The following is a 12570-nucleotide window of genomic DNA, read 5'->3' as shown; positions in this document are numbered from 1 at the left end:
GCGGGGTCGGGACTTTCACCCTTTGGAACGTGCGCCCGCCGGGCGCACCAACGAGATAAAACACGCTGCGCGAGTTTTATCTCGCTATCGCGACGCTCGCCGCACACGAATGCTTCGCATTCGGCTGCGGCTCACTGTTCGCGTAAAAAACAGGGAGGGAGGAACCGCTGATGCAGTTCCTTCCTCCCTGTTTTTTCCCCGATACTTCAAAAATTAATTTTGAAATCTCCCTGGATCATTTCTCTATTTCTTTCAGAAACTCTCCCCCAGGGATTCTCTGCAGATCATTCTCTGCTGTTTCCTCTGACCCGTATACTCTAACCGATGATTCTGGAATAGATCTGTGTCGTTGAAATATCGGCATGTCCGAGCATCTGCTGGACCCTTTTCAGATCCGTTCCTTTCTGGAGCTGGTGCGCCGCAAAGGAATGACGCATCGTATGCGGTGTGATATCCTTTTCAATTCCCGCCCCCGACGCATAGCTCTTCAAAACCTTCCAGAATCCCTGCCGGCTCATCGGCGTACCGGAGCAATTGCAGAACAGGTACTCGCTTTCCTTCCCTTTCAGCAACTCCATACGGGCGGAATCCAGATACTCCTCGACAATAATCCTCGTTCCCTGCTCCAGCGGTATTCTTCTCTCTCTGTCATGATCACTGCATGTGAGGTAACCGAATTCCAGGTCCACATCCCCCATCTTCAGGTGAACCAGCTCGCTCACACGCATCCCGGTCGTATAAAGAAGCTGAAGCATAGCCCTGTCGCGCATTCCTTTCGCCGTTCTGCGGTCCGGAAGCGCAAGCAGCCGGTCAACCTCATCAACAGTCAGTATCTCCGGCGCCTTCTTCTCCACCTTCGGCGGTTTCAGATTCTCCGTCGGATCCTTCTGGATTCTCCGGCTGCGCACCAGGTACTGAAAAAAGGAGCGAAGCGAAGCAATGCTTCGCGATACTGTGGCGGCTGATTTGTGATTTTCCTCCAGATAGAGCAGGTAGGAATGCAGGTTCACCTCTGTCACCAGACAGAAATCACAGATCTCGTTTTCCGAGAAGTAATCCGCCGCTTTCTTCAAGTCTCGTTCGTAAGAGATCTCTGTATTATAGGAGGTCTCTCTCTCATTGTGCAGATACGAAATATATTCCTCTATCGCACTTTCCTGAATTGCATTTATCATAATACTTCAACCTTCTGTTTTAAAATATTATAAAAGCAATTCACCCTTCAAAATAAATCAATTATACGCAAAAATATTTTTAAATGCAAACGCGGAAAACCGCTGAAGCAGGCATAAAAACAGCTTTTCCTGTGCCTTCGTACCAGATGTACGCACGCTGTTTTGTTATGTCTACCATATCTTGTGCCACATTATTTTTTCACAAAAATTTTATTATTTTCTTGTGCGAAAACTACACGCACGTGCCCTTATTCTGTACGATTTTTATCCGCCTGCTCTGATTCGGCATCTTTCTGTTCCGCCTGCTCTGATTCGGCGTCCTTCTGTTCCGCCTGCTCTGATTCACCATGCTCCGGCGCTGCTGCGCCCGCTTCGATCCGCTCCGGATCTTCCTTCGCGGTCACAGATTCTGAATTCTCTATATTGCGGTCATTTTCCTCCGTCCCGGATCCGTCGTCTGGTTTTTCCGCTTCCTTTAACAGGCTTTTCACCGACCAAAGTCCGATCCAGATTCCGACAGCAATAAACACAATTCCGAAGATCACAAAAAGGATCTGGCGGCCTTCGGTCACCCCCTTCATCACATCACCGATTACCTTCACACCGAGATAGATCAGGTACGCGGCAGCCGCGATCCGTATCCCGTCCTTGAATTTCGAGCCCCTGCTCATATCCATGGATAAACACCTCCGATTAATTCTAAATCATTTTATGCTGCATCGCTGCTTCTAAGCTTTATATCCCTGCTGTTAACATTGTAAAACGTTTCGTTCCTTTTTGCCACCCCAAAAAGAATACCTCGCAGATCACCAGAGCTGCGCGTGTATCCGATATTCTCCCATGGCTGCAGAATTATTCTGCCGCAATCAGGGCGGCACCAATGGCTCCGCAGAGCTGCGCATATTCCGATACGCGGATTTTCTCACCGATCCGCCCGCTCAGAGCCTCTACAATTCCCCGGTTTCGCGCAACGCCTCCCGTCATCATGTACGCGCCTTCCCCGTGCACGCGTTTTACAAGGCCGGCGGTCCGGTTCGCCACTGAGACATTCAGTCCGTGAATGATGTCAGCGGTTGCTGTATTGCGGGCAATCAGCGATACTACCTCGGATTCGGCAAACACCGTGCACATACTGGAAATCTGTGTTTCATTCTTCCACTTCAATCCGATTCTGCTCATGTCCTCCATGGAAAGCTCCATGGTTTTTGCCATCATCTCCAGAAATCTCCCGGTTCCCGCCGCACATTTATCATTCATCACAAAGCTTTGAACCGTTCCGTTTTCGTCGATCCGGATGACCTTGGAATCCTGTCCGCCGATATCGATAACCGTGCGGACCTCCGGATCCAGATAATGCGCACCCCTGGCATGGCAGGTGATTTCTGTGACGGAAGCGTCACCGATTCCGATGGTCTCCCTTCCGTATCCTGTAGAGACGATGCCGCGCAGATCCTCCCGGCTCAGATGCGCCTTCCGAAGAGCCTCGTCCAGTGCCTTCTTTGCCCCGGATGAAGCGCCAGCCCCGGTGCTCACAATCGCCCATCCCGCGATCTTTCCGTTCTGGTCCAGTATAACGGCGTCCGTGCTGGACGAGCCGCTGTCCACTCCCGCCGTATAATTTCCCGTACCGCTCATACTCTTCCTCTCTGTCTTCAGATGAAGGCTCTCTGCAAAAGCTTCAAGCCTGGTAGAAATCTGTCCGCTGTTCTGGCCGGTTCCGTCAGTCTCGATCTTCAGGATCGGTTTCTCGGAATTCTTCTTAAGTGCGGCATATTCAAAGCCGTAATAATCACAGAACTTCATGGTGTGATACACAATGCCGAGCGAATTTCTGCCGAGTTCCCCGCGCGATTTCACATCTGCCATCCTCATGCAGGGCATCTGATGGAGAAGCGCATGTGCGTACGCGCGGATCAGGATATTCTCCGCGCCGGTCTCCGACTCTGTCCCGTTCTGTTTTTCCCTTCGGCAGGCCGCGAAAATTTCCTCAGGAAGCTCTACATTCCGGTTTCCGGTGCAGGTGTCGTCACGAACGGAAATCCCCGTTACTCTTCGGATCATCTCGGGGAACTCCTCCCGGCTGTGCGCTCCCTGCAGGCTGATGTATGCCTGTTCGGATTCGACATGCTCCTGACTGTTCTTTCTCTGAGACTCTGTCTTTACCGTCCCGCACATGCCGCATCCGGCAGCAGAGGGCCACTGCGAAAGCACTGCCGCTGCGTCAAATTGCTTTCCGCTGTACGCCGCGTATGCGGATATCAGGCCGCGGATCTGCCCTTCCATATATCTTTCTTCCGCCGCACCGGTCTTGTGCGGAAGATCGAGAAGATATAAAAACCTCTGGTTTCCCTGCCGCTTTAATATGTCATAGATTCTCTTCACCACGTCGCAGCAGCTGACCAGCACAAGCTCCTGAACCTCCGGATTCTGAGCGGCCTCCAGGATTCCTTTTCCGTAGCCGCACATATTCGGGTGGCCGAGGCTCTCGGCAGCTTCAAAAGAATCCCCCATCGGGGCAAGTCTCTGCGTCTGCTCGCCAAACCCCGCGAAAATCTCAAGCGGGGTGTATTTACACATGTAATATATCATCTGACCGTCCTGTTATCTGAATTTCTGCCTTATCTTTCATCCGACTGTCCTGTCATCCGAATTTCTGCCCTATCTTCCATCTGTACTTCCGGCTTTTCTGGCTTCCAGCATTTCGATAAACGCCTGCATCCGCGTCGCAATCTGTCCGTTGCTCGAATTTCCGGAATCGCATCCGTCACCGTCCAGAATCAGGGTCGGATACCCGTTTTCCTCCAGAATTGCCCTGGCATTCTGCGCCGCTGCCTGCGTCTGCTTGCAGCCCCAGTGACAGAAATACACGACGCCGTCCGCGTCCAGCTTCCGGCACATACTGAGACTTCTTCGGATTCTCCGGTCCGATGGTCCGTTAAATGAATCATAAACCAGCCGTTTCGCCATACTTTCAAACGGTTTCTCCGGATCCACCTCGCAATACTCGTCGTAGTTCATATCACATGCCACGACCTGACACCGGTCGCTGAAATTCAGCATTTCGCGGAGCGGCTTCTGATAAAAGGGAATGGTGTGCATCCACAGAATGCGGATTCCCCTTGACGGCTCCGCCTTCTTCAGATCCCGAAGAAGCGAATCCGCAAACCGCTCGACCTCCGGCATCCCGAGCAGAACATGATTTCCGAATACCTCATACAGCTCATCCGTGATGTCATTCGACAGATAGAGGTCATGCTTCAGCGTCTGACATGCGGCAAGCTTCTTCATGGTCCTTCCTCCAACCGCGACTCTTCGTTTCAGTTCTTCCATGTCAAGAGGCTTCTTCTGATCCTCCTCGAGAAACTTCGCGAATTCACGCAGCTGGTCCGCCGTGTACCGGACAGACTCCTCCGAGCACTCATACGGCACATCGATGTAGAAATGCGGCACATGGTAATGCTCCGCTGCCATGCGGAATGTCAGATTGTTGGCATCGCAGGCGAGAGAGGTGTTGACGATGAACCGCGGCCTTCGGATTACCTCCGACAGAATACCTCCCAGCAGAATCTTGTGATAGGAGCAGAATGTCTCCGGCACGCCCTCCTCACCTGCATAGTCAATGAATCCTCGTTCCGCGTCCGCGCCTGTAATATAACAGGACATCGCCTCTGCAACCATAGGATAGATTCCGTAGGTCTGAAGAAGTTCGCAGGGGGTAAAAATACTGACCAGCCCTGTTTTTTCCGGATGTACCAGAGGATGAATCACCGCATTCATCGATGTAACCGCCATGTCGTTTCTTGCCGGGCTGAGTTCTTTCGGCGGAAACTTCTTCAGCTGAACTCTTTTCGCATAATATGCGGCAAGGAGCAGCCTCCTTGCCGCATTGGGATGATCGGGAATCTGTGCGTCCACAAGATTGCCGAACTTCTGAATCATGTCTGCCATTACATTTCCTTCCTGTTTCCTCTAAGATCACTCGAATGTCCCGGGTTCTGAAAAAAACCTGTCACTGGCTGCGTACTCTTCTGTTCCACTTGAAACAGCTCCTGTACGTCGGGTTCATCCGATCTTGTACTTCAGGTTCATCTGGTCTTGTACTTCGGGTTCATCCGGTTCTCACCGTTCCTCCATAAAGTCTGACCCTGTATCTTCGCCGCTCATCAGATCCATATTGCAGTCGTAAACCATACCGTTCACCGCGTCCCCGAGCCATTTTGCCATGGTCTTCCCTGATTTCGTCAGAAAATAGAACCTCTTGTGCCGGACCGTAGTGTGAACAGTGCCCCCGAGGAACCATCTCAGATTCCGGAAATTGTAAATAAACATTCCGAATTTCGGTGTAATCTCCTTAAGAGAGCGGATCATCCGCTGCATCTCGCGGTAATACTCCTCCTGTACTTCCGCATTGGTTCCGTACTGATGAGTCAGCACGTCATTCAGGTAGGAGCTAAGCAGATAATCTCTCGGCGACCCGGCATACAGGTAACGGATCCGGTCGCCCCAGATCCGATACAGCTGCCGGTACCAGTCCACTGTGATATTGCCGGAGCCAAGCGGCTCCCAGTACACCGGATCCGTCTTCCAGACCTCCTTTGCTGTCTGCCTCCATTTTTTATAATTCAGCTGGCCGCTGTCCGAAAATACTGTCACATCTTTGCATTCCGGGTAAAAATCCTCGAGGATCGGTGTTGTGACGGCGGGAACCGCAAAGGCGCCTGCGCTGTCCCCTGCAATCAGAAGCTTGTCCGGCCTTGGAAAAAAAGCGGTCCCCGCTTTCATGCCTTCCGTGAAGTTCTCGTATCCATGGAAATGGAGGATCTGCTCTGTTCCGTCCTCTGCGATATAGTGAAAATCGTTTTTCCCGACGTGGAAATCACCGGTCGCGTAAGTAATGACAATGAAATTCCAGTCATTGAAGGGATTGTGCTGGTTTCCGATTTCCGTGATTCCTGTATTGATGTTCATGATCTGTGTGAATGGCCGCAGATTGTTCCAGTAATAATTCGGAAGCCCGGCTGCCACTTTCCCGCCCGTAACAGGACGCGCCGCGGTATATTCATTCCACGCGACTCCTCCGCCCGACAGAAAGACGCAGGTACAGTTGACTATGCCCTTTTTGATATAGATGTGGTACTCGGAGCCATCTCCGGACTTTCCACGGGGTATCGGGATCCGGTACCAGACATCCGTCTCCGGTTCCCCTTCGAGCACCGGAGATTCAAACCGCTTCTCGATCTCCGCGCCGATAACATTTTCCGCAAGGTCCCCGAGCCGTCCCATCGCACTCCGGCTCCGTTCTTTCTGTTCACCGTGATGTTCTTCCGGCTTCCCATGTGCTGAGATTTTCTCACCGAACGCTGTCTCGTATTCGCTTATCCACGATCTTTTTTTCTTTCCGCTCATTTCTCTGAATACCCGTGCCCGCTCCGCCGTTCTGAAAACATACCCGGGAAGCGGCTTTCTGCCTGAAGATCTTATCGATATCGCTATCATATCATTTCTGACCGTCCGCGCACAAGACGAAAGCGCCACATACTATCTAAGTCCCTGCGTCACTTGTTGCTGTTCACCAAACTATGTTCAGCAAGGATTTTACAGCCCTGTTATCCTTCGCATCTTTCGTGCTGCGAATGTTCCTGCCCTCTTGTGAACCAGCTCCCTGCGGACCAGGGACATTGCGGCTGGACTGATACACGAACATTGCGGTTCGACTGATACACGAGCATTGCGGTTGGTCTTATAGCGTAAAAAAAGCACAGGCCAAAGCCCGTGCGTACAAAAAATATGGGACCTACAGGGCTCGAACCTGTGACCCTCTGCTTGTAAGGCAGATGCTCTCCCAGCTGAGCTAAGATCCCATACACATATGAACTCCGAATCTGCCGTGAAGCAGTTCAGAATAAAGCGACCCGGATCGGGATCGAACCGACGACCTCCGCCGTGACAGGGCGGCGCTCTAACCAGCTGAGCCACCGGGCCACAAACTATTTTCTTATAATCAGGTAAGCAGTAAACACAAGGCTGTGTTTAAAATGGACCTTCAGGGACTCGAACCCGGGACCGATCGGTTATGAGCCGACTGCTCTAACCAACTGAGCTAAAGGTCCATAGAGCCGATGATCGGACTCGAACCGATAACCTGCTGATTACAAATCAGCTGCTCTGCCAATTGAGCCACATCGGCATAAGTCTTACCCGATTCATAAGAAGTGACCCGGACGAGAATTGAACTCGTGTTACCGCCGTGAAAGGGCGATGTCTTAACCTCTTGACCACCGGGCCTTATGTTATGCGTGCTTTACGGCACGCATGAAATATTAACATATTCTAAAGGCAAAGGCAAGGACTTTTTTAAAATTTCCTGCCTGTTTTTTGTTTGGTTTTTTTGTTTGGTTGCGTCACCGTGGAGAAACCACAACGAATTCTGTGTATGATATGTTTTTTTGTTTGTGTCACGGCTGCGCGACCTCTTCCAGAATACCTCTGTCAATCACAATCGTGCATTCATAATCCGGATTGATCTCCTTCATCAGACTGACAACCTGCCTCGCAACCTTGTGTTCCTGTTCCTGTGAATACGAGTAAGGAACGACCAGATCAAAGGAAATCAGAGCTTTTTCGCCCTCGAAATTCACCCTGAAATCGTGAAATTTGAGTTCCTCATCCAGGATGTTCAGAACCCGGGTGACCTCATTCCGGATCTTCAGCACTCTGCTGTCACTGAGTTCCACCGGATCGACATGGACGACGAGCACAACTCCCAGCTGATCCAGCACCTTCTTCTCGGCCTGGTCCGCAATATTGTGTCCCTCCTCCAGGGTGTGCTTCACAGACACTTCCACATGTATGGTCGCAATATAGCGGTTTGGTCCGTAGCTGTGTATGATCAGATCGTGCGCGCCCGCCACTCCGTCGACACTCTCGACGATTTTCCCGATCTTATCTGCCAGCTCGGGATCCATGGCTTCTCCGAGAAGGGGTTTCACGGTATCCCTTACGATTCCGACGCCCGCATAGATGACTACAAATGATACAATGAGCCCCGCAATACCGTCGATGTTGATATCAAAGAGAAAATACACGCCGATGGACACCAGTGTCAAAGTCGTGGTGATCGCGTCGAACAGAGAATCCATCGCCGTCGCGTTCATTACCTCCGATCCGATTCTCCTGCCGATTTTCCGGTTAAAAAAGTACATCCAGAGCTTGACTGCCACCGATATCAAGAGAAATACAATTGCTGCGGCGGAAAAGTTCAGTGCCTCAGGATTTTTGATTTTTTCAACGGAGCTTTTCAGAAATTCCATACCGACAGCTACAATCAGAACGGATATGAGCAGGGCGGCGATATACTCCATTCTTCCGTGTCCGAAAGGGTGATCCTTGTCGGAGGGTTTTCCCGCCATCCGCATCGCAACAAGACTGATCACGGAGGAAACCGCGTCCGACAGGTTATTGAAAGCGTCTGCGATAACCGCCATCGACATCATGAAGAGTCCTACGCTCAGCTTTACCGCAAATAGAAAAAAATTACAGACGATTCCGGTGATGCCCGCGAGAGTCCCGTAAGCCGTACGCACCCTGGTATCATCTGTATTCTGATAGTTCTTTACAAATTTCCGAATCAGAAATTCCGTCATCCTGTCCCCCTATGCCCGAGCATATTTGCATTTTCGTCGTTCTTCGATTCTACTCTGTCAGAGTATACCGTGTCAATCTGTCATTATAATTCTGTCTTTTCCTGTGGAACGCCCGGTTGCCGCGTCCCGGAAGCGCATGTGGCCTGTGCCGCAGATCAGTCCTGGATCCGGTGCAGACCGGTTGCCGCGCCCCGGAATCGCATGTGGCCTGTGCCGGTCGTAATATGCAATTTTTATGCCAGAATGCGCGCCGCAGCATAACCGGAATTCAGCACTGGCGCCGCTTTCGCCGGTTGTATTTTGCTCTCCGGAGTGTTATACTTTTTGCAACTTACATCTGACAGAACATCTTTGTTTTTAGATATATATAAAACCGGACTTCGTCAGATTCTGGTCATTACATCAACAGAATAAGCGGAGGTTTGAATAATGGCAGATAATCGAAATTTGACGATGATGACCGATCTCTATGAACTGACCATGATGCAGGGTTATTTCAAGAATCCAACCGATCAGATCGTCGTCTTTGATGCTTTTTACCGCAACAACCCATGCAACGGAGGCTATGCCATAGCCTGCGGCCTGGAACAGGTAATCGACTACATACGCAATCTTCATTTTTCTCCGGAGGATATCGAATACCTGAGAGGTCTCGGTCTGTTCGACGACGATTTTCTGGAGTATCTGAGAGGCTTCCATTTTACCGGGGATATCTACGCAATCCCGGAGGGAACCGTTGTCTTCCCGCGAGAGCCGCTCGTCAAGGTCGTTGCACCATTGATGGAGGCCCAGTTTATCGAGCCTGCACTTCTGAACATTATCAACCATCAGTCTCTGATCGCCACAAAGGCGTCCCGTGTCGTTGACGCCGCGAAGGGCGACGGAATCATGGAATTCGGTCTCAGACGCGCCCAGGGTCCGGACGCCGGCATCTGGGGCGCCCGCGCCGCTGTGATCGGCGGATGTATCGGCACCTCTAATGTCCTGACCGGCGAACTCTTCAATGTGCCGGTGAAGGGGACGCATGCCCACAGCTGGATTATGAGTTTCCCGGATGAGCTGACCGCTTTCCGTACCTATGCAAAGCTGTATCCTTCCGCATGCATCCTCCTGGTCGACACCTATGACGTACTGAAGTCCGGCGTACCGAACGCAATTCAGGTATTCCGGGAGATGCGCGACGAAGGTATTCCGATGAAGGGATACGGCATCCGGATCGATTCCGGAGACCTCGCATACCTCTCCAAAAAAGCTTATGAAATGCTTGACGGGGCAGGCTTCGGAGACGCGATTATCTCCGCCTCCAGCGACCTTGATGAATATCTGATCACGTCTCTCAAGCAGCAGGGCGCCCGGATCAATTCCTGGGGTGTCGGCACCAACCTCATCACTTCAAACGGCTGGTCCGCCTTCGGCGGCGTGTACAAAATGGCTGCCATCAAAAACAGAAATGACAGGGATTTTGTACCGAAGATCAAGCTTTCTGAGAATGTCGAGAAAATCACGAATCCGGGCAACAAGACCATCTTCCGTTTTTATGACAAACAAACCGGAAAAATCCGCGCAGATCTCATCGCCCTCGCCGATGAGAAGTTTGATCCCGAAAAGGACATCACGATCTTCGACCCGAACGCAACGTGGAAAAAGACAACGCTCAAGGGCGGAACCTACCGGATCCGCGAACTGCTGATTCCGATCTTCCGAAACGGGCTTTGCAGCTACGTTTCTCCCTCCACAATGGAAATACAAAAGATCTGTACAGACGAGAAGAACACGCTCTGGGACGAGACAAAGCGGCTCACGAATCCACAGGAGGTCTATGTAGACCTCTCGGACAGGCTGTACGAGATGAAGCAGAAACTTTTTCACGAAATGAGCAGAAAATAACGCATATCTGTCTGGTTTCGTATGCTCTGACTAAGGTGCAATATACCTTTACGCGGACATTTACTATGTCAAAAAATCATCTGCCCGGCTCACCGTTTCGCAGGAAAAGTACCTGCACGGGCCATCAGGCTAAACCTATGTTAAAGGGGCTGCCGCACGGATCACTTCGTGCGGCAGCCCCTAACTTTCTGCTATTCACAGGGTTATGTACCCTTCGGTCACCTTTCTACAAATCCCCTCTTCTTCTCCTGCTGTTTCAGAAAAAGGATCACAGCAATCAGAATTACAATTCCACACGGAAGCGAGATCCATGCCGATTTTGTAAATCCGGCAATAATATATGTCACAAATGAAATCGCCGCGCATGTCATAGCATAGGGCAGCTGTGTCATCACATGATTCAGATGGTTTGACTGCGCTCCTGCCGAGGACATGATTGTGGTATCCGAAATCGGCGAGCAATGATCGCCGCACACAGCTCCTGCCATGCAGGCGGACATCGCAATGATCATCATTCTGTAATCCGATCCCTCAAATACATTTACCACAATCGGAATCAGAATACCAAAGGTTCCCCAGGAGGTTCCGGTCGCAAAGGACAGGAACACCGCGATCAGGAAAATGATACACGGCAGCCAGTTCATGAAGCCTTCCGCGGAATTCTTCACGATGGCAGCGACAAATTCCTTCGCGCCAAGGCTGTCTGTCATCGCCTTCAGACTCCATGCAAAGGTAAGAATCAGGATCGGAGAGATCATCGCCTTGAAGCCCTCCGGTATGCAATCCATGCACTCCTTAAAGGACAGGACTCTTCTTACAAGATAGAGAATCAGTGTAATCACCAGTCCGACAAAGGAGCCGAGCACCAGGCCTACCGATGCGTCACTGCCCGCAAAGGCATCAATAAAATTCTTGCCGCTGAAAAAACCGCCGGTGTAGATCATGCCGATTACACAGCAGATCACCAGTGCGACAACCGGGATGATCAGGTCAAACACGGTTCCGCGGGAGCTGATCTTCTGACTTTCCGAATCCGCGTACGGACGATCCGGCGTTGTGTACAGATCATTGTTCTCAATCGCATTCTTCTCGTGTATGGCCATCAGACCATAGTCCGTTTTAGTTACGGTAAGCGTAATCATCATGGCAATCGTCAGCAACGCATAGAAATTGTACGGAATCGTCTGTACAAACAGAGAAATGCCGTTCTTTCCCTCCACGAAGCCGGAAACCGCTGCTGCCCAGGATGAAATCGGAGCGATGATGCAGACCGGAGCGGCAGTCGCATCGATCAGATAGGCCAGCTTCGCTCTGGATACGTGATGCTTATCTGTGACCGGCCTCATAACCGATCCCACCGTCAGGCAGTTGAAGTAGTCATCAATAAAGATCAGGCAACCCAGGAGAATCGTAGCCAGCTGTGCTCCTACTCTCGTCCGGATGTGTTTTCCCGCCCATTCTCCGAAGGCTGCCGATCCTCCGGCGCGGTTCATGAGCGCCACAAGGATACCAAGCATCACAAGGAATACCAGGATTCCGACGTTGTAGGAATCAGCGAGAACGGTAATGATTCCGTCCTGAAACACATGATTCAGTGTGCCCTGAAAAGAGAACCCGGAAAAGAGCAGGCCGCCCGCAAGGATTCCAAAAAACAGGGAGCTGTACACTTCCTTTGTGATCAGTGCCAGAACAATCGCGATGACCGGCGGGAGCAGCGCCCACGCCGTCTCCTTTACGGAATCCGCGGTTGTCGTAACCGCGGCGACAACCAGCAGAACAATCATTGCCGCAATAATAATAAACCAGATCATTTTCCTGGTTTTTGAAGGTTTCTTGTCCATTTTCATCCCCCTCAGACTTGTCTG

The 12570-nt window shown here is 51.2% G+C and carries 8 protein-coding genes and 5 tRNA genes; 1 reads left to right on the top strand and 12 read right to left on the bottom strand.

The window, feature by feature from the left end:
* Positions 1 to 317: 317 nt before the first annotated feature.
* From ACTQZS_RS09570 to ACTQZS_RS09520, 11 genes are all read right to left on the bottom strand, one after another.
* Positions 318 to 1175: a tyrosine recombinase gene (locus tag ACTQZS_RS09570; RefSeq protein ID WP_441100984.1), complete on the bottom strand. Its 858-nt coding sequence runs from the start codon at positions 1173 to 1175 to the stop codon at positions 318 to 320.
* Between the two features lie 248 nt (positions 1176 to 1423).
* Positions 1424 to 1852, bottom strand: coding sequence for a hypothetical protein (locus tag ACTQZS_RS09565; protein ID WP_441475598.1), 429 nt, complete (start codon positions 1850 to 1852; stop codon positions 1424 to 1426).
* 175 nt (positions 1853 to 2027) lie between these two features.
* Complete coding sequence (locus ACTQZS_RS09560) at positions 2028 to 3764, bottom strand: acyl-CoA dehydratase activase (protein WP_441475597.1); 1737 nt, start codon at positions 3762 to 3764, stop codon at positions 2028 to 2030.
* 69 nt (positions 3765 to 3833) lie between these two features.
* The gene (locus tag ACTQZS_RS09555) at positions 3834 to 5123 is read right to left on the bottom strand and encodes a 2-hydroxyacyl-CoA dehydratase subunit D (protein ID WP_441475596.1); all 1290 of its coding nucleotides are present in this window, start codon (positions 5121 to 5123) and stop codon (positions 3834 to 3836) included.
* A 171-nt stretch (positions 5124 to 5294) separates the two neighbouring features.
* A complete protein-coding gene (locus tag ACTQZS_RS09550; protein WP_441475595.1) occupies positions 5295 to 6581 on the bottom strand; it encodes a pectin acetylesterase-family hydrolase in 1287 nt (428 codons plus the stop codon).
* 382 nt (positions 6582 to 6963) lie between these two features.
* Positions 6964 to 7036: transfer RNA gene (locus ACTQZS_RS09545), tRNA-Val, on the bottom strand.
* Positions 7037 to 7083: 47 nt separating this feature from the next.
* Positions 7084 to 7157: transfer RNA gene (locus ACTQZS_RS09540), tRNA-Asp, on the bottom strand.
* Between the two features lie 54 nt (positions 7158 to 7211).
* Positions 7212 to 7285, bottom strand: a tRNA-Ile gene (locus ACTQZS_RS09535).
* A 4-nt stretch (positions 7286 to 7289) separates the two neighbouring features.
* Positions 7290 to 7362 (bottom strand) — tRNA-Thr (locus ACTQZS_RS09530).
* Between the two features lie 26 nt (positions 7363 to 7388).
* Positions 7389 to 7460, bottom strand: a tRNA-Glu gene (locus tag ACTQZS_RS09525).
* A gap of 170 nt (positions 7461 to 7630) precedes the next feature.
* Entirely contained in the window at positions 7631 to 8818 is a 1188-nt protein-coding gene (locus ACTQZS_RS09520; protein WP_441475594.1) for a cation diffusion facilitator family transporter, read from the bottom strand.
* 429 nt (positions 8819 to 9247) lie between these two features.
* Here ACTQZS_RS09520 and ACTQZS_RS09515 point away from each other — a divergent pair, with 429 nt between their 5' ends.
* Positions 9248 to 10705, top strand: coding sequence for a nicotinate phosphoribosyltransferase (locus ACTQZS_RS09515; protein ID WP_441475593.1), 1458 nt, complete (start codon positions 9248 to 9250; stop codon positions 10703 to 10705).
* A 218-nt stretch (positions 10706 to 10923) separates the two neighbouring features.
* On the opposite strand, the gene ACTQZS_RS09510 is transcribed toward ACTQZS_RS09515, so the two are convergent.
* Positions 10924 to 12546: a Na+/H+ antiporter NhaC family protein gene (locus ACTQZS_RS09510; protein ID WP_441475592.1), complete on the bottom strand. Its 1623-nt coding sequence runs from the start codon at positions 12544 to 12546 to the stop codon at positions 10924 to 10926.
* Positions 12547 to 12570 lie beyond the last annotated feature (24 nt).

Origin of the sequence: Bilifractor sp. LCP19S3_H10, assembly GCF_052119185.1 — a bacterium.
Classification (GTDB): domain Bacteria; phylum Bacillota; class Clostridia; order Lachnospirales; family Lachnospiraceae; genus Bilifractor.
This window is presented reverse-complemented; position numbering and strand designations above follow the sequence as displayed.